Source organism: Herbaspirillum rubrisubalbicans (assembly GCF_003719195.1).
Taxonomy (GTDB): domain Bacteria; phylum Pseudomonadota; class Gammaproteobacteria; order Burkholderiales; family Burkholderiaceae_D; genus Herbaspirillum; species Herbaspirillum rubrisubalbicans.
Window position 1 is genome coordinate 2,725,952 of the sequence record NZ_CP024996.1, and the last position, 16,034, is coordinate 2,741,985.

General features: G+C 50.4%; 21 protein-coding genes. 16 read left to right on the forward strand and 5 right to left on the reverse strand.

Annotated elements, in window-relative coordinates; translation table 11 throughout:
• The first annotated feature begins 7 nt into the window (after positions 1-7).
• The 4 genes from RC54_RS12060 (at position 8) to RC54_RS12075 (ending at position 4,054) form a co-directional block, all read left to right on the forward strand.
• The gene (locus RC54_RS12060; RefSeq protein WP_244216477.1) at positions 8-571 is read left to right on the forward strand and encodes a PAAR domain-containing protein; all 564 of its coding nucleotides are present in this window, start codon (positions 8-10) and stop codon (positions 569-571) included.
• Positions 568-1,278 carry a VRR-NUC domain-containing protein gene (locus tag RC54_RS12065; RefSeq protein ID WP_082803111.1) on the forward strand — a complete coding sequence of 237 codons (711 nt, stop codon included), beginning with the start codon at positions 568-570 and terminating at the stop codon, positions 1,276-1,278. Before RC54_RS12060 ends, RC54_RS12065 begins: the two co-directional genes overlap by 4 nt.
• Positions 1,279-1,287: 9 nt before the next feature.
• Positions 1,288-2,364, forward strand: a complete 1,077-nt coding sequence (locus RC54_RS12070; RefSeq protein ID WP_082803110.1) for a type VI immunity family protein — start codon at positions 1,288-1,290, stop codon at positions 2,362-2,364.
• 193 nt (positions 2,365-2,557) lie between these two features.
• Positions 2,558-4,054 carry a hypothetical protein gene (locus RC54_RS12075; protein WP_156481303.1) on the forward strand — a complete coding sequence of 499 codons (1,497 nt, stop codon included), beginning with the start codon at positions 2,558-2,560 and terminating at the stop codon, positions 4,052-4,054.
• Between the two features lie 59 nt (positions 4,055-4,113).
• On the opposite strand, the gene RC54_RS12080 is transcribed toward RC54_RS12075, so the two are convergent.
• From RC54_RS12080 to RC54_RS12090, 3 genes are all read right to left on the reverse strand, one after another.
• A complete protein-coding gene (locus RC54_RS12080; RefSeq protein ID WP_017454540.1) occupies positions 4,114-4,377 on the reverse strand; it encodes a CCDC90 family protein in 264 nt (87 codons plus the stop codon).
• A gap of 30 nt (positions 4,378-4,407) precedes the next feature.
• Complete coding sequence (locus RC54_RS12085; RefSeq protein WP_082803109.1) at positions 4,408-4,752, reverse strand: hypothetical protein; 345 nt, start codon at positions 4,750-4,752, stop codon at positions 4,408-4,410.
• Positions 4,753-4,889: 137 nt separating this feature from the next.
• On the reverse strand, positions 4,890-5,213 hold the full coding sequence (locus RC54_RS12090) for a transcriptional regulator (RefSeq protein WP_050010661.1): 324 nt from the start codon (positions 5,211-5,213) through the stop codon (positions 4,890-4,892).
• Positions 5,214-5,388: 175 nt separating this feature from the next.
• On the opposite strand from RC54_RS12090, the gene RC54_RS12095 reads away from it, so the two are divergent.
• The 8 genes from RC54_RS12095 (at position 5,389) to RC54_RS12125 (ending at position 11,424) form a co-directional block, all read left to right on the forward strand.
• Positions 5,389-5,700 carry a hypothetical protein gene (locus RC54_RS12095; RefSeq protein WP_017454537.1) on the forward strand — a complete coding sequence of 104 codons (312 nt, stop codon included), beginning with the start codon at positions 5,389-5,391 and terminating at the stop codon, positions 5,698-5,700.
• A 184-nt stretch (positions 5,701-5,884) separates the two neighbouring features.
• Entirely contained in the window at positions 5,885-6,316 is a 432-nt protein-coding gene (locus RC54_RS12100) for a hypothetical protein (protein ID WP_061789629.1), read from the forward strand.
• A gap of 385 nt (positions 6,317-6,701) precedes the next feature.
• Positions 6,702-6,938, forward strand: a complete 237-nt coding sequence (locus RC54_RS12110) for a hypothetical protein (RefSeq protein WP_017454011.1) — start codon at positions 6,702-6,704, stop codon at positions 6,936-6,938.
• Between the two features lie 172 nt (positions 6,939-7,110).
• On the forward strand, positions 7,111-7,305 hold the full coding sequence (locus RC54_RS25185) for a hypothetical protein (RefSeq protein ID WP_156481302.1): 195 nt from the start codon (positions 7,111-7,113) through the stop codon (positions 7,303-7,305).
• The gene (locus RC54_RS25190; RefSeq protein ID WP_156481301.1) at positions 7,302-8,750 is read left to right on the forward strand and encodes a hypothetical protein; all 1,449 of its coding nucleotides are present in this window, start codon (positions 7,302-7,304) and stop codon (positions 8,748-8,750) included. Before RC54_RS25185 ends, RC54_RS25190 begins: the two co-directional genes overlap by 4 nt.
• Before the next feature lie 12 nt (positions 8,751-8,762).
• Positions 8,763-9,050, forward strand: coding sequence for a DUF2523 family protein (locus tag RC54_RS12115; RefSeq protein ID WP_017453338.1), 288 nt, complete (start codon positions 8,763-8,765; stop codon positions 9,048-9,050).
• 2 nt (positions 9,051-9,052) lie between these two features.
• Positions 9,053-10,120: a zonular occludens toxin domain-containing protein gene (locus RC54_RS12120; RefSeq protein WP_061789627.1), complete on the forward strand. Its 1,068-nt coding sequence runs from the start codon at positions 9,053-9,055 to the stop codon at positions 10,118-10,120.
• Entirely contained in the window at positions 10,117-11,424 is a 1,308-nt protein-coding gene (locus RC54_RS12125; protein ID WP_244216478.1) for a type II secretion system protein GspD, read from the forward strand. The genes RC54_RS12120 and RC54_RS12125 overlap by 4 nt, the downstream gene beginning before the upstream one ends.
• A 1-nt stretch (position 11,425) precedes the next feature.
• Here the strand turns inward: RC54_RS12125 and RC54_RS12130 are convergent, their stop codons facing one another.
• Positions 11,426-11,725, reverse strand: a complete 300-nt coding sequence (locus tag RC54_RS12130) for a hypothetical protein (RefSeq protein WP_017453335.1) — start codon at positions 11,723-11,725, stop codon at positions 11,426-11,428.
• Positions 11,726-12,361: 636 nt separating this feature from the next.
• Here RC54_RS12130 and RC54_RS12135 point away from each other — a divergent pair.
• A complete protein-coding gene (locus RC54_RS12135) occupies positions 12,362-13,264 on the forward strand; it encodes a rolling circle replication-associated protein (RefSeq protein ID WP_061789625.1) in 903 nt (300 codons plus the stop codon).
• Positions 13,265-13,602: 338 nt separating this feature from the next.
• A complete protein-coding gene (locus RC54_RS25195; RefSeq protein ID WP_156481300.1) occupies positions 13,603-13,749 on the forward strand; it encodes a hypothetical protein in 147 nt (48 codons plus the stop codon).
• 377 nt (positions 13,750-14,126) lie between these two features.
• On the opposite strand, the gene RC54_RS25200 is transcribed toward RC54_RS25195, so the two are convergent.
• Positions 14,127-14,264, reverse strand: coding sequence for a hypothetical protein (locus tag RC54_RS25200; RefSeq protein ID WP_156481299.1), 138 nt, complete (start codon positions 14,262-14,264; stop codon positions 14,127-14,129).
• Between the two features lie 487 nt (positions 14,265-14,751).
• Between RC54_RS25200 and RC54_RS12150 the strand changes: the two genes are divergently transcribed.
• Together RC54_RS12150 and RC54_RS12155 are read left to right on the forward strand one after the other, a co-directional pair.
• Positions 14,752-15,315, forward strand: coding sequence for a PAAR domain-containing protein (locus tag RC54_RS12150; protein WP_082803107.1), 564 nt, complete (start codon positions 14,752-14,754; stop codon positions 15,313-15,315).
• The gene (locus RC54_RS12155; RefSeq protein ID WP_082803106.1) at positions 15,312-16,028 is read left to right on the forward strand and encodes a VRR-NUC domain-containing protein; all 717 of its coding nucleotides are present in this window, start codon (positions 15,312-15,314) and stop codon (positions 16,026-16,028) included. The genes RC54_RS12150 and RC54_RS12155 overlap by 4 nt, the downstream gene beginning before the upstream one ends.
• Positions 16,029-16,034 lie beyond the last annotated feature (6 nt).

The following is a 16,034-nucleotide window of genomic DNA, read 5'->3' on the forward strand; positions in this document are numbered from 1 at the left end:
GCATGTCATGTCGAGTAACATCATTGTTTTGGGTGATAAAACAAGTCACGGCGGAACCGTTATTTCCGCATCAGTGAATTCCGCCACCCACGGAAAAGGTTGGGCACGGGTGGGTGATATGGTCTCTTGTCCACGCTGCCGGGGTGTTTTTCCGATAAGCCAGGGCGACAACAGCCTTCTCGATGATGGGAAAGCAGTAGCCTACGATGGTTGCAAGGTTGCCTGCGGAGCCGTGCTGCTTTCCACTCAATGCGTCACATCTACTGATCCTTCAAGTGTTGCTGCAACTAGCGCCTCTCTTGCATCGGGGGATTTTGGCCCTATCGGATCAAATCTTGCAGCAAGCTATCACGATGAGCCGTTGGACGACATCGGGCAGCGTTTTAGGGGGCGATTCCAGGTTGTCGATGCTATTTCCGGACAGCCGGTGACTGATCAGTCAGTCCGAGTTCGCTCTACAAGTGGTCAATATTTGACCGGCTCCACCGACCCCGACGGATTTACACAATGGGTAGAGCGCACCGCACGTGAAGCGCTAGCTTTTGATCTTACTGAGAAGGGCGTAACGTGACAGAGCCGACTCCTCCTTCTGCACCGCTTGCAACGGGCGGCATGTCGCGTGAAGGTACAACTACCGTTGTGAAGATCAATCAGCCCGCTGTTGATTTTAAAGATAAGAAGGTGCTTTGCTCTGCGATTTGCAAATGCAATGACGCGCCGGGCATTGGCAAAGACGGCAGATCACTAAAGCAATCTTGTGTCTCAAGCCGACTTCGAGAGCTTGATAAGCTGTTGGAGCATCGCAGCCCATATAAACCTGAGGTCAATTATGATATGACCAAAATGCCGCCAGAACCGATTATGGATTCAAGCATAGAGACCAAGGTACATGATTGGTTGCCCGGTTGGATTAGCAAGTATTGGGAAGTGGACCACGGTTCTCCGTATTTGAAAGGGGCCGGCATGATTCGAAGGCCCGACGTCATTACGGTACTTGATCCCCGAAAGCCTCCGACGCAAGAGAACATTAAGCAGGTCGTAGAGATAAAATTTCCGCCTGATTATATGGATGAATTGCAGGCAGCGGCTTATACACGTATTGCAGGGGACGATAGTAAGCTTATTACGATAGGTCCAGAAAATTGCGACTGTAATCAACCTGAGCCGGAGCAGTCAAAGATACCGATAGAACAACTTGGCGCGGCCAGTTTTCTGGCATCAATTCTCTATACTCTATTAACAAAGAAGCCGCCTCCGACTACAGCCCCGGCTTTTTGAAAGTGCATCATGACCGACCTCCCTTTCGATCCTATTCAATTAATGCGCGAGCATCCAGAAAAGATGCGCGTACCTGGCGGTCTTTTGACAAAGAAAGGGCCTCAAGATTATGTTGGAAGTGTTCCAGCAATAACTGGCACTTTGTTTTTTGATGGTGCGCACTTGCCTGAAGTCCGCGAAGCTATTTGTTTGTGCTTCGATGATTATGAAGCTATCGCAAAGGGTCATTTGACCTGGTTATGGCGCGAGGAACCGCCCGAAGGGCCTAATAGATTTGCTTATGGTGACGCGCCATCAATGCGGAAAATGATTGAGGTGATGAAGGAAGATGACTCTGTCACCTTTGCATACATCAGTGGTCGCCAACCGCATGATGCCGGAGACTGGGAGTTTTACGTTTCTGGCCTTCGTGGATGGCAAGCAAAGTCAGGCGGGTGGGGGACATCCGTATTGCGTTTTAGCTTGCCTCTTCTCTATGTCGAAGAAAATCCAACAGCATTTCAAGAGATTTTTTTAAGCTTTGCTAAGCGATTAAAAGCACGTCATGGCTATGGCGGTCATGGATTGGTTTTGTCGATTGTTCGTATAAATGATAACCAGCCGTTTGAAGCTTTCTTATCTGAGAAGCTAAAAGGACTAGATGTTGGGCGCCCACTTGGCGCCGCTTCGGTTGCTGATAAAGGTTTAAAAACTGTTTCTTGGCTTACTGCTGTGAATCATGAAATGGTCGAAAAAGTAGGAGGACTATTTACGATCCGCTCGGAACTTCCGAGGGACTGGTTTGCACTCTACGATTACGGCTCTGGCTTAATAATACAGGCCGGCCCAAAGCCTGAGGCTGCTCCATCTGATCTGCCGATGCCAGCCAGATTGGTTTTGCCAAATATGCTTTTTAAAGAAGTGCGTACCAAAAAAGTTAGTTTGCATCGTGCATCGATTGATGGCGAGCCTCGTTTGATTGGCTGGGCTGCGGAGCAATGGTTAAAGCGTTTTGATATAGATGAGTCTCAATTGATGTCGTATAAAATGAAACTGCTAGATGAGCCTAAGCTTACTAAAGCAAGCATCCGATCAGGCCGCTTGTAATCGGTACAGTTCGTGAAAACAAGCCCCGGATTTCCGGGGCTTTGCAATTGCCATAGGGAAAAACCTCAATAGAAAAACTGATTCTTCTCAATCTTTGCGCAATAAAGTCCTTGACTCATTCGGGTTGGCAATACGAACATTCCATGAGGGGAGCTATTGCTAGTTTTGAAGCAAGATTAACGGGGGAAGAATAATGAGGGTAAGTAAAAAATTCAAATTGGGAAAAACTCAGGCCGAGTTAGATTTTATCGATATTGATATTGATAAAGACATTCCGCTATACATAGATCCTCACCTTATAGGCATCTCCGATCATCCTTTTTCTCATGACTGTCATGCGACCATATCGAGTTTTTTTAATTTCTTTCTCGAATTGGTACGCAGAGGAGAAGTCGATAGGGCGCGGGCATTGTTCTCGCACTTACATGAGCCAAATGAAACTTGTCTAGGATCTTCGAAGGGGCGACCGAATGGTCGAGGTGTTGCGAATAAGCAAGCTGGAGATATTTTCAATAGCATTATGGAGAGTAGAGCTATTGAAACCGGTGTTCTCGAGCATCTAGAGGATTTTCGGATTTTTGTTCCAGGAATCGGACCTGATAAGGTCTCGGATATGACAACCAATATTATTCGATTAAATCTAATCGAATATACGCAAGAGCAATGTCGTTTGCATGACATCCCTTTGCAAAGCAATATCGCAAGCGGTCCTTACTGGAACGAGGTAACTAGGCAATGGGAGCGATCGCACCATGACATGCTTGTCATAAGTAACCGTCCTATTTTGCTCGTGCCTAAATGTTTAGTTAGTTATGGCTTAGTGTATTCGTTTGATCGATATTACAACCGATATTTGTTGAATTTTGTTAAGCATGATCACCTTGTGAATAATGGTCCGTTCGTTCGCAACAAGACTTTTGCGAACGGGAGGACGAAAGTGTGGGTCACTAAGGGCGATATGCGTAAGCACGTCGCGCCTCCCGATAAGGATTTTGTTGCCGGATATACCGAACAACATAAAGATCTCTTTGTGAACTTTCGGAAGGATGCGAAGAAATATGCTAAGCCATTAGAAAGTCAGGAAATCGACGGCAGGTTGCTGGTGTCAGACATTGCTTTGCACCTAATTGATGTTCTGAGAAAAACACCTTCAGGGAATGACCATGCATCTGCGTATCACAAGCTGATCGTTGGCATTTTAGAGCTTCTCTTTTATCCGAGTTTGACTCGTCCTAGAAAAGAGCAGGAGATTTATGATGGGCGGAAGCGAATAGATATCGTCTTTGATAACGCGGCGTCTTCTGGCGAATTATATCGACTGCAGACAAAGAGAATTTCGGCGGCTTATGTGATGGTCGAGTGCAAGAACTATTCTAAGGATGTCGCTAATCCCGAACTGGATCAGCTCGCAGGGCGATTTTCGTTCAGGCTTTCCCAATTCGGTTTTTTGGTATGTCGTTCTGTCTCTGATTACCCGACACTAATTGCTCGCTGCCATGATTTATTCGCAGCTAAGCAAGAGCTTATACTTCCTGTGTTGGATGAAGATGTCATAAACATGTTGCAAAAGAAAGCTGATAATCCACTCAACCGGCCTGAGGAAGAATTTCTTGCGGATCGTATTCGAGAAGTGATGTTTGCTGCTCCAGAAAAACGACTTGCCAAAAAAGGGCCTGGAAAAAGTAAGTAAGATAAAAAAAAGCCCCGGAAAATTCGGGGCTTTTTATTTGGTGAAGAGTAGGGCGCTTGTCAGTGGAAAATCTTAAACAAAATCCCCACGGTGCCAGCCAGCATAAAACCCAGCATCCATTTGAGCAGTTCGAACTGACCACGTACTTCGGCGAAGCTGGTAGCGACTTCGGCACGGAACTCATTCAGATCAGATTTCTTGACCAATTCGTTATTCATGGCTTCGGCTAGTGCGGTTGCGTGGGCTTCGGCTTGTTCGGTTGGAATTCCGGTTGCTTCAAGCCGTTTGATGTATTCGTGGGTATCAAAAAGTGTGGTTGCCATTGGGCTGCTTTCGTTCAGTATAGCACCGTGTTAGCGGGCGCTGGTTTGGTTAGATTCAAGGGGCTTTTGGAGCGGCGTTATCGGAGCGCTGACCGTGCTGGCTGGCGTGGGAAATGTCAGGCGGTCGGCTGTAGCGATGGCCAGCTTTGTTTTAGGCGGCTTGAAACCCATTTGCCTAAGCCGATCTTGGTATTCGTAGTGTTGAAGTCGAAGGATCTCCGGAACCCACCACGGTATTTTGTTTTTCCCCGTTAGCCAATATTGGACGGTTTTCTCTGATCTTTTTAGTCGTTTTGCTACTCGGCGCACCGATTCGCCTTGCATCCAAAATTCTAGTTCTCCCACGTGGCCGTAACGGGTGTTCGGATATTTCATGCTTCCTCCGGTTCTCATTAAATGGGAATATGAGTGGTTTGCTCGGAGCAGTAGTTCTGCGATCGGCCATAGTCCACTCGCTTTTTCTCGCCCATCAAACTTCGCATAATTTGTATTTACCGAAACCGGCGAATTAGTTACTGCGCCACTCGCTGTAGATGATTCCAGCAAGTGTTCGCCAAGCGCAGTAACGCTTCAAAAGACGGCGAAAATTTATCGGTAATTGCGCTTAAATCTCTTTTGGTCAGCTTGCGATTTGCCTCATGCTCTGCCAACACCATCAGCACTTTTTCTGCACTTAATCCGGTTTCTCTAACCAGAATTAGGGCGGTATGAAAGTCGGGGGTTCGCGTTCCTTTGACGTAGTTGTCCAAGGTTTTCTGAGGTATTCCCCATTCTTTCGCAAGGCTATTCACAGTTCTTCCTTTGACAGCCTTGGCTATTAATTCTTCGTAAATCATATAAAACTCCAATTACAAAGTTTGTACGTTTGGGCTAACATTCGTTTTGAATTAGCCCATTTGTACTTAGTTCATTTGGGCTATTCATACGATAGCACAAGTACGCGTGTACTAAGCGAAACGGCTAGTCTCGCGAATTTTCATCTTTTTCTATTCAGTCTAGAGGCTCGAAAAAATGGCTAAATCGATCATTGAAATCATCCACGTTGTTCCTTTGTCTGGCGTCGGCAAAAAGTCCGGTAACGCTTATGACATGCGCTTTGCGCAATGCATCGTTCATCACGTCAACAAAGAGACTGGCCAAGTGGAGCCGCTTGTTGGTGAACTGCTCCTGCCGAAGCAATACAACGATATTCCGCGAGGGATGTACGAAGTTGATTTCCGCCTGTCGGTCGCACAAGACAAGCGCATTCAGTCGGTGGTCGATACCATCGTTCCCTATGTCCCGAAGGCCACGCCAAAAGAACCAGCAAAAGCTGCGGCCTGACCATGAAACAGGCGGCGGATAAATTCACGGCGGATTTGTTTAGTAGTCCTCGCCGTGGCCGCCCGCCGAAGCTCGCACCTAAAACGAATGCACAACGTCAGCGCGAGTTTCGCCAGCGGCGCAAGTTCGATTTCTTAATTTCCGTTACGCGTAACGGAAATTCCAATACAGGGGAATCTTGAGAATGAATCAATTCGAAGCGAAGCCTCGTAGCAGTATCTTTGTGGCGTTCTTTTGGCGGCTCTTCTTTGTACTGTTTAGCGAGCATCGCGTTTTTCAATTCATAGATCGTGTTGCGGTTGAACTCCATCGTCGCAATCCGCACCGTCCGGTGAGTTTTGGCGTATTCCTGAAGGAAGGTGATGCGGATTCGTTCTTTCTCAACCTTTCAGAGCGGCGCTATTTCTTGTTGGGAGATTTGCAAGGCGGCAGCATTCAAGATCGTTTTGGGCACGTCCTTGATACTGGAAACTTTCGGATCGTCTCTTTTTCCTCTTCTCTGGAAGAGTACGACGCTCGACGTTTCAACCTCTTTTTGAAATACACCAGAAATTTTTTCCACAATCAAATTAAAGAAACAAAGCTGCGCCATTCTGGAGCTGCTGACCGTGCCTAAGTACGTCCTGTACTGCTCGCAAGATGCTGCACCTAGCGTGTCAGTAGACGGCAAGCTTTCGTGCGATGGCGGTACGGCGGCGCTACAGGTCGGGCTGCTGGAAACAACGTTGGATACGCCTGATGCCTCGTCGGTCGCCGGTGTCTGGACTGCCGGTTTCTCTCTGGTGATGGCGTGTTTCCTAATCGGGCGGTGTATCGGGGCCGTACTTCAAATGATCCGGGAGGGGTGATGTCGAGAGGCGCAATAACTGGACTATTGGCGGCAGGCGTTGCCGCTCTGTGGGTGCTGGACTTCGTGTTGATCTTCCGCGCCTTCTGCTAAAGATTTGCCTATGTTGGGCAAGCGTTGCCGGACGTTTCCGGCGATTTATAGGGGTAAAACCATGCAAGTGCTTTCCAAGTTCAAGAAAGGTGCAGCCGTTGCCGCTGCTGGTCTGGCCGCAGTCGCAGCGTTGCCTGCTCATGCCGCTGGCTCCAGCGTTGATCTGAGCTCGATTACCGGTGCTGTCTCGTCCGGTGACATCGTGACCGGCGTTCTGGCCATCGGCGCAGTGTTGGCCGTGGTGCATGTGACCGTGAAAGCGGCCAAGCTGGTGATGGCGTTCCTGAAGTCGGCCTAAGGTTCGCCAAGCTGTAATCAGGGACGATGTAGCGCTGCATCGTCCTTTTTTTACGTCTGCTAATTCTGGTCGGGGCAGAAGTTAGCCATTGGGAGGGGAAATCCGTGTTTTGTTCAAACATCGCCGTTTCGATTTCATCTGAGGATATTCATGCGCTGGCACGCATGTCTGCTTGGCTCTTGATTTCAGCCAGTTGCGTCGGGTGCATTTTTGCTTATTGCATCGTATCGATTTGCCAAACGCTGATGAGCAAACTGTCTTCGCGGGGGAAGCGATGAATTATTCGAACTGGTGGTATCTGATCGCATTCGCGTGGGGCATGGTTTGCGCGTGGGCGGTGGTCGTCGGCCTTGAGGTTTCAAAATGAAGCGCGCTCATTTCCTCTTGCTCGTAGCGCTGTGGACCGTTTGGCTGGATGCACATAGCGCTAACGTGCCAGTCTCCAAAGTGCAGAATGCGCTTGCCGGTGTGATTCAGGCTAAGGCAGTGTCCAATGGTATTGCGGCTTCTGATCCCCGCTTGACCAATACCTTAGTACGTTCTTCTTATCCGCTCACGGATGCCATGGTTGAAGCGACGCAAGCACGAGCTGCCGCTGGCGGGGCTGCTGCCGCATCGAGCGCGCTGGTGGCGTGGGGAACGGTCGGCGCTATCGTCATCGGTACTATGGTAGCGGCTACCGCAGTTGGGTGGGCTATCGGCTATCTCGCGGCAAAGTGGTATTACAGCAAAAACGGCAACGTACAGGTTGGAGATAATCCAAGCTCGATCAATACACCTGCTGGCTTGGCACCTCCCGATACGATTTATATCTTTTCCAATGCGGTGGCGAGTTCTCCGAACGGTGCATGTTTAGGTGCGTCGTATACCGACTTTACGATGCCGGGTGGGCACGGTACGCAACGTGCTGTTATGAATTCGGATGGCAATTGCCACCTGATCCGCTCCGTGACTCCAGATACGGGGAGTCCTTACACCATAGACATGGGGTCATTGGGCTGGCCTCAGAAGTCGTCCGGCAATAAAACGCTTTGTCCTGGCATCAAGCTCACGGCAACAAATGGCGTCTGTCCCGCCTCCAATTTTAAAGAGTTAGACCCGGCTCCTACTATGAGCGCCGCTGATGCTGCCAAGTCGCTGTCTTCTTCTGATCTTGTAGCGCCTCTGCCAACTCAGCCTATTGCCGATATCGCCAATGCAGCGTGGCGAAGCGCTGCGGGTTCGTCTGGCTATGATGGCTTGCCTTATGACGCCTCCAATCCGATCACAACGGGCGATGTCTCCAACTGGCAATCTTCGCATCCCGATTACTGGCCGACAGTAGGGGACTTTGTAACGCCACAGCAGGCCTCGCCAGTTGATCCTGCAACGGGCAATGTGACTAATCCGATTCCGAGCAGTGGCCCCGTTTCAAGTTCTCCTGCTGGATTGTCGCCATTCGGCTTGCCCACCTCCAGCACTCCGCAATCCTCGGTCGATCCCTCCAGCTCGGCACCGAATACGGGTACGAATCCCAGCAATCAGCCGCTGGAAAATCTCGGCCCTGATCCTGGCATCGGCGCGCCGTCATTAGAGCCCATTCCGACCGCCACGCAAATTATTGCGCCTACGCGCAATATCTTTCCGACGCTCAAGTCTTTCGTGGTGCCTAGTGTGGATGTGCAATGCCCGACGTGGAGCGTTCCCGTCTTCGGCAAAGAGATTGCTTTCAAGGATCATTGCCCGCTCTTGGAGCAATCAAGGTCGTCTCTCTATGCCGCAATGGCGGTGGTCTATGCGCTCCTAGCGCTGTTCATTGTGCTTCGCTCATAAAGGAGAGGCGACATGTTTGGCATCGTTCTATCGGCGCTCAATGCCGTCCTTGCATTCGTCCTGCGGTCGATTATTGTTAAGTTCGTCGTGTTCTTCGCACTGTTCTTCGTGACGACTGAATTTATGGCCGTCATCGTGCAATTCCTTCCAACTGGAGACCAGCTCACGAATGCCTTCGGCGGCATTCCTAATGCGGTCTGGTATTTCCTCAATCTGTTCAATATCAAGGCTGGGATACCGCTGCTGCTGTCGGCCTACGTGACGCGCTTCACGATTCGTCGTATTCCGCTGATTGGCTGATCATGGGCATCAATGTCTATACCGGCCTGATGGGCTCTGGCAAAAGCTATGAAGTGGTAGCAGAGGTCATTGTCCCTGCGATCGCCAAAGGGCGGCGGGTAGTCACCAATGTGGATGGGATCGATGGGGACAAGATTCGAGCCTACATCGAAAAGAATTACAAGCCAGTTCCCGAGCAATTAGGCGAGGTGGTCCATGTCACGAATGGCGATGTTGCGCTCGCCAACTTCTTCCCCTATTACGACGACAAGAAAGGGGCACATACCGATACCATCGTCCAGCCAGGGGATTTGGTGTGCATTGATGAGGCGTGGCGGTTCTGGCCGGCGACTGGCGCGAATCTCTTGCAAGAGCATAAAAGCTTCTTCTTAGAGCATCGGCATTTCACCAATGAGCAAACCGGCGTGGCCTGCGATCTAGTGCTGATGATTCAGGACATGTCCACGCTGAATCGCTTTGTAAAGAACGTGGTGGCGTTTCACATTCGCACGCACAAGAAAATCTCCCTGGGGATGCCCACGCATTACAGCGTGTCGATTTTTGAGGGGAATAAGCAGAGCAAGGCGGCGCGCATTAGTGTCGAACTGCGCAAGTACCGCAAAGATATCTTCCCCTTATATTCATCCTTCAAGGGTGGCGCGGACGGGAAAATCGTCAACGTCGATAAGCGCCAAAACATGCTGGCGCGTAAAAAGATATGGATGACAGGCGGGGTTCTTCTGGTCGCCTTGGTGACTGGCTTGTACAGCATCAATCGTTTTTTTCATCCGAAGCCAGTTGCCGAATCGACTCAGGCAGGAAGGCAAGACACAAGCACTAACAACGGCAAGCAATCTACTGTGCAGCCCACAAAGCCTGCATTCTCAGATACGTGGCGCATCGTAGGAACGGCTCGGTTCGGTACGACAAGCTATGTCGTTATTGCGGATGAAGCTGGCCGTCTTCGCTATGAATCTCCCTCGATGTTCGTGCAAATGGGGCCGCAGACCATCGGGGAAATTGATGGTGCCAAAGTGACGCGCTATTCCGGCGCGGTCATTCATTCAGTTCACATCGAGGGGAAGAAATGAAACGCATGATTACGGCGTTACTGATGGCGTACAGCACGCTCGCGGTCGCTGCTCCGAGTGGCCCGCTGCTGCCTCTCACGCCCTTGTCTATGCCGCTTCCTCCTGGTGCGCCTCCACAGTCCGATAGCGCAATGGAGTTTTCGCGGGTGAGGGTGGCGGAAGCGGTCGAAGCGATGTATACGCAGATACTCAAGACGCCATACTTGATACAGCCTGAAGTGGTGGCCGATGAGCGGCTTGTCTCATTCCGATTCGGCACTGGCGTGTCTGCTCGATCTGAAGTCTCGCGCTTCATGGGGCTACTTGGCTTATCAGTGCGCACAGTGAACGGGGTTGACATCGTCGGGATTGTTAAAGAGGCGGAACCGGACAAAGAGCCGTTCGTCTATCGACCGAAGTATCGCGATGTGACTTATCTAGTTGAGCTATTGCGCGGTCTTTTCCCAAAGGGGGAATTCACCTCCACCCGATCTATTCATGGCGCGCCGCAAGCGATAACGGCGGATGCGGCGACCGGCCAATCGAAAGCGCCAGCTCCGGCAGGGTCTGCTGCCTCGCTGCTCGATACTGATCCCGATGCGTTGGTATTCAATGGGACGGAAACCGATATCAAGAAACTGTCCGCGTTGCTTGCGCAACTCGATACGCGACAAGGGGAAGTGATGGTGCGTGGCCAGGTGTTTGAAGTCGCTTCCAATGGTGCGGAAGGCTCGGCGTTTTCTCTCGCGCTGCATCTGCTCGGCGGCACTGTCTCTGCGGGCGTTTCGCAACCTTCCACGCTCGATGGTTTTGTACGCCTCAAGAATTCATCCATTGATGCCGTCTTTGCAGCGCTCTCCAGTGATAGCCGCTTCAAGACGATATCTGCGCCATCGTTACGTGTGCGCTCTGGTGCCGCTGGCCGCTTCGCGGTTGGTCAGGATGTGCCTGTACTGGGCGCGATCAGTTATCCGGGGAATGGAAGCGCTCCGGTGCAGTCGGTGGAGTATCGCAGCTCGGGGGTTATCTTCGATCTGAAACCGATTGTGCGGGAGTCCGTAGTGGATCTGACAGTCGGCCAGCAGCTATCAAATTTCATTGTCACGCAAACCGGAGTCAACAATTCGCCCACGCTGACCAAGCGCGAAGTCAGCACTTCATTGTCGGTCGCGGACGGTGATGTCGTCATCATTGGCGGTCTTGCAGAGAACCGCGAAAGCTCCGGCCGCATTGGCTTTTCGTTCCTGCCTGACTGGATGCGCTCCAATACCGGCCAGAACAGCAAGACGGAAATTCTTCTCGTCCTTCAGGTGTCACGCCTATAAATTAGGTGCGGATCAAACGCCCATTTTTGTACTGGAAAATCGTATGCAGGATATAGCCGTCATAGTCCATGATCCGCGCCACCAGTTGGCGCATGGTCTTGCAGAAGAATTGACGTCCATCCGGGCGTGTCCAGATGAAGGCCGCGCCCTTGCGCATCAGATTGCGGACATAGAGCGTAAGACGCAGTTGCTTCCACGGCGGAACGAAGTTGGCAGGGGCCAGCGCCTTACGTGTGCGCTTGAAATGAGCGAAGTAAGGTTGATAGGGGAAATGCAGCAGGGGCAGTTCTGGTTGTTCCATGATCGCGCCTTCGAGGTGGTGTTAAAGCTGACCGGGTTCCTAGATTCAGAGCCCTCCGTAAGACCGGCGGTTTCGGTCGTTTCTCGTCTACCGCCTGCCGCCGTTTTCCTGAGTTCTTCGCCCGATGATCGAATAGACGGCGCATGAGGCTTTTGCCGCAAGGGGGAAGGTTTGTAAAAGCGCGGTTGCTGGCGCTTTTATGAATACCCCCTTGCGGCAAAAGACGCGCCGGCTATCGTTCATCGAAAAGGCGGAGAACTCTGGAATACGGTGGCGGGTTGATCGGAGAAACGACCTCAACTGCCCATGAGTGCGTAGCACTCACAAGCCAGGTTTTATGCGGTTGATCAAGGGCGCTGCGGCGCTCGATGAGGAGGGGAATTTCCGTTACGCGTAACGAAAAATAGGCGCAGCAAGATCGCGCCGCCCGCAGCTTGCGAGGACGGCGCGAGCGAAGCGAGCGCCTAGACTTGTATTAAGCATACTTAACGGAAACAAGCCTGGAGCGGGATGCCAAGGCAGACAAACCGAAAAGAAAAAAGAGAGTAGGGAAGGGCAGTCCACAAAAGAAAATGCCCTGAAAGGACTCGCGATCCGATCAGGGCGTTCATCCAACTAGCTGAGATAGGTGAATGAATGTCTGCAAGTTATACCCCGGATTTTGATCTGTCAAACGTTTCGTTTGATGCCTGCAACGAATTCGAGCAAAAGGCTCCAGGCTGGAGCGATGAGGGCATCAGAAACACGTGGAATGACCGCTACGTGGCGCGCAAGGTCACATATCCAGACGGACAGATGGAAGTGACCGTCTGCCGTGAAAAACACTTCAAAGGCCCGGCCCCGATCATTGGCAAGCGCACCAAGCGCGGCGAATCAGAAAACCGCGAACGAAACGAAGCGGTGGCCGCTCGCAATGCTAAGAAAAACGTAAGGGAGCGCTGCAAGTCCATCGGAGCGGATCGGATGATTACGCTGACCTATCGCGATAACATGATTGATCGTGAAAAGGCGTTGAAGGATTGGGACAAGTTCCGGCGTCGCGTCGGGAGGTGCGTGGATTTCCATTACGTGGCGGTGATTGAGGAACAGCAGCGCGGGGCCTTGCATTTTCATGTGGCTGTCCGTGGCCGTCAGTGCTATCAACTCCTGCGCTCCATCTGGTCAAGCATTGTCGGTGTTGATGAACAAGGGCGCTCGATGTCAAACATTGATGTACGCAATCCCTCCAAGTTCGGTTTCGGGAAGGACGGCATTCACAAGCTCGCCTCTTATATCGCCAAATACTGCGGCAAACAAATGGAATGCAGGGACTTCGATCAGAAGCGGTATTTCGCCTCTCGGGGCATCCCTAAGCCCGATGTGCAGAGCTGGGCTCTCGCGAGCACTAATTCGCTCGGTGCCGTGCAGACGGCCTTTGTAATTGCCGGCGCGGGCCTCTTGGACGGTGCGCAGTTCTGGTACAACAAAGCGCTCGACGTTATCTGGATTGCAACTGCGCCTTACAAAAATATCGGCACGTTGGAAACGCTCCCTTTTTAAGGAAAAAATTTTCCTTAATAAAAATCAATAGATAAAAATACGAGTTATTTTTCAATAAATCATTACTCAGCTTATTTGCGCAGCCTTATTCCTGATCGCTGGCAGCATATTCGCGGCTCAAAAATCATTGACGGCCACCTTAATAATAGTATTTTTCTCACAATGTTAGATAATTAAGTAAAAAGTTCCCTTATTTTTAATAAAAAAGTTTCCGTATTTCATCATAATGTCATCTATTTGACAGTATTTTGTCAGGTATTAAATGCGAGCTTATGAAACAATGAGCTGTCGTTTTTTTTAACGACTTCTCTCTTGTAAATTCATAAGGAATTAAGATTATGCGCAAACTCAAAGTCATCGTCGCTGCTGCTCTGTTGGTCGGTATTTCGTCTTCGGCGTTTGCTTTGTCAAAAGGCCTTCATATTAATACTCCAAAGGATGATCCTGCTTGTTTGGTTTACGAAGGTGGGCAAATCTGCAACTAAGGCTTCTCGCAAGCAGAAAAGCCCCGGATGTAGCCGGGGCTTTTTTTGATCAAATGTAATAATTTCCAACGGGAGAAATTTTTCCCCGCAGGTGCGCTAGATGAAGTGTTTACTAGCTTCTTCGTTTGAGCTGGTCAAGCATCGTCGGTGTCGATGAGCAATGAATCGCCCCGGTCGCACTAGACACTTTCCAGCCTGTTGAAATACTGCTGTTCTGTTTTTTTGCATCCTCGGTTTTTGCGGAGCCCAATTTGGCCAGTGGCCGTCGCGTGAACGCAGCGAAGGATGATCCCGCTTGCACCTACGAAGATGGTCAGAAGATTTGTTTCTAATTATCTAGCTGGCATGAAAGCCCCGGAACCAGCCGGGACTTTTGATTACTTAATGTCTTCTGCTTTTGCCCCGTGTTCCTTCATTGGATGGGCCTGTTTCAGTTCTTCTTTATCTACCTTGTGGCCATGAAATGCATCGGAAAGAGAATGGCCAATGGTATGAAATAGGCTGTTCAGAGACATGTCGAGGTCCTTTCTATTTAAATTAAAAGATAATGGCTCTCTTGGAAGAGAGTTAATACGTGGTCACTGATGCAGTTAGGTTCCAACTGGTCAAGTGTTGATTTGCTCACTGATTTGACCCTCTCCATTTGACCCACCTTCCACCGTCTACCAAAGGCAGCCACACGGTCGTACGACCCTTCATATCCCAGTTCTTTTAGATCCAGGAACATCTGTTTCAGGGTTCTTCGCTGCTTACCGCATAAAGGCATTGAACGATTGGCCAAGTTGGATTTGTAGAGCTGGTTGCTTGCAAGCCCTAACTCTCTTCGGAGCAGTGCAGACGACTTTTGTAATTGCCGGCACGGGCCTCTTGGACGGTGCGCAGTTCTGGTACAACAAAGCGCTCGACGTTATCTGGATTGCAACATTACATTATCAAAGCACGGGAACTTTGGAGGCTGTTCCGTTCTAATGCTCATTGTGTTACGCAATTGGGGAGCGTGTCATGTCGAGTAACATCATTGTTTTGGGTGATAAAACAAGTCACGGCGGAACCGTTATTTCCGCATCAGTGAATTCCGCCACCCACGGAAAAGGTTGGGCACGGGTGGGTGATATGGTCTCTTGTCCACGCTGCCGGGGTGTTTTTCCGATAAGCCAGGGCGACAATAGCCTTCTCGATGATGGGAAAGCAGTAGCCTACGATGGTTGCAAGGTTGCCTGCGGAGCCGTACTGATTTCCACTCAATGCGTCACATCTACTGATCCTTCAAGTGTTGCTGCGCCTAGCGCCTCTCTTGCATCGGGTGATTTTGGCCCTATCGGATCAAATCTTGCGGCAAGCTATCACGATGAGCCGTTGGACGACATCGGGCAGCGTTTTAGGGGGCGATTCCAAGTTGTCGATGCTATTTCCGGACAGCCGGTGACTGATCAGTCAGTCCGAGTTCGCTCTACAAGTGGTCAATATTTGACCGGCTCCACCGACGCCGACGGATTTACACAATGGGTAGAGCGCACCGCACGTGAAGCGCTAGCTTTTGATCTTACTGAGAAGAGCGTAACGTGACAGAGCCGACTCCTCCTTCTACACCGCTTGCAACGGGCGGCATGTCGCGTGACGGTACAACTACCGTTGTGAAGATCAATCAGCCCGCTCTTGATTTTAAAGATAAGAAGGTGCTTTGCTCTGCGATTTGCAAATGCAATGACGCGCCGGGCATTGGAAAAGACGGCAGATCACTAAAGCAATCTTGTGTCTCAAGCCGACTTCGAGAGCTTGATAAGCTGTTGGAGCATCGCAGTCCATATAAACCTGAGGTCAATTATGATATGACCAAAATGCCGCCAGAACCGATTATGGATTCAAGCATAGAGACTAAGGTACATGATTGGTTGCCCGGTTGGATTAGCAAGTATTGGGAAGTGGACCACGGTTCTCCGTATTTGAAAGGGGCCGGCATGATCCGAAGGCCCGACGTCATTACGGTACTTGATCCCCGAAAGCCTCCGACGCAAGAGAACATTAAGCAAATCGTAGAGATAAAATTTCCACCTGACAAAATTACAACCCCTCAACAGGACGCTTACATAGAAATTGCTGGCGATGAAAAAAAGTTAGTGACAGTTGGGCCGCAAGATTGTGATTGCAGTCAGCCTGAGCCGCAAGAATCAAAAATTCCAGTGGAAGAATTGGGTGTTGCAGCTACTGCATTAAGAATACTTTATATGCTGGTGACAAAACGCCCGCCGCCGGGTGGAGTTCCGACTCCTGCTTTTTAGGATATT

What these genes read in the sequence shown, in the direction of transcription:
- RC54_RS12060 (WP_244216477.1), top strand. Translation starts at nt 8, where the DNA reads ATGTCGAGTAACATCATTGTTTTGGGTGATAAAACAAGTCACGGCGGA.
- RC54_RS12070 (WP_082803110.1), top strand. Translation starts at nt 1,288, where the DNA reads ATGACCGACCTCCCTTTCGATCCTATTCAATTAATGCGCGAGCATCCA.
- RC54_RS12075 (WP_156481303.1), top strand. Translation starts at nt 2,558, where the DNA reads ATGAGGGTAAGTAAAAAATTCAAATTGGGAAAAACTCAGGCCGAGTTA.
- RC54_RS12080 (WP_017454540.1), bottom strand. Translation starts at nt 4,377, where the DNA reads ATGGCAACCACACTTTTTGATACCCACGAATACATCAAACGGCTTGAA.
- RC54_RS12085 (WP_082803109.1), bottom strand. Translation starts at nt 4,752, where the DNA reads ATGAAATATCCGAACACCCGTTACGGCCACGTGGGAGAACTAGAATTT.
- RC54_RS12090 (WP_050010661.1), bottom strand. Translation starts at nt 5,213, where the DNA reads ATGATTTACGAAGAATTAATAGCCAAGGCTGTCAAAGGAAGAACTGTG.
- RC54_RS12095 (WP_017454537.1), top strand. Translation starts at nt 5,389, where the DNA reads ATGGCTAAATCGATCATTGAAATCATCCACGTTGTTCCTTTGTCTGGC.
- RC54_RS12100 (WP_061789629.1), top strand. Translation starts at nt 5,885, where the DNA reads ATGAATCAATTCGAAGCGAAGCCTCGTAGCAGTATCTTTGTGGCGTTC.
- RC54_RS12110 (WP_017454011.1), top strand. Translation starts at nt 6,702, where the DNA reads ATGCAAGTGCTTTCCAAGTTCAAGAAAGGTGCAGCCGTTGCCGCTGCT.
- RC54_RS25190 (WP_156481301.1), top strand. Translation starts at nt 7,302, where the DNA reads ATGAAGCGCGCTCATTTCCTCTTGCTCGTAGCGCTGTGGACCGTTTGG.
- RC54_RS12115 (WP_017453338.1), top strand. Translation starts at nt 8,763, where the DNA reads ATGTTTGGCATCGTTCTATCGGCGCTCAATGCCGTCCTTGCATTCGTC.
- RC54_RS12120 (WP_061789627.1), top strand. Translation starts at nt 9,053, where the DNA reads ATGGGCATCAATGTCTATACCGGCCTGATGGGCTCTGGCAAAAGCTAT.
- RC54_RS12125 (WP_244216478.1), top strand. Translation starts at nt 10,117, where the DNA reads ATGAAACGCATGATTACGGCGTTACTGATGGCGTACAGCACGCTCGCG.
- RC54_RS12130 (WP_017453335.1), bottom strand. Translation starts at nt 11,725, where the DNA reads ATGGAACAACCAGAACTGCCCCTGCTGCATTTCCCCTATCAACCTTAC.
- RC54_RS12135 (WP_061789625.1), top strand. Translation starts at nt 12,362, where the DNA reads ATGTCTGCAAGTTATACCCCGGATTTTGATCTGTCAAACGTTTCGTTT.
- RC54_RS25195 (WP_156481300.1), top strand. Translation starts at nt 13,603, where the DNA reads ATGCGCAAACTCAAAGTCATCGTCGCTGCTGCTCTGTTGGTCGGTATT.
- RC54_RS25200 (WP_156481299.1), bottom strand. Translation starts at nt 14,264, where the DNA reads ATGTCTCTGAACAGCCTATTTCATACCATTGGCCATTCTCTTTCCGAT.
- RC54_RS12150 (WP_082803107.1), top strand. Translation starts at nt 14,752, where the DNA reads ATGTCGAGTAACATCATTGTTTTGGGTGATAAAACAAGTCACGGCGGA.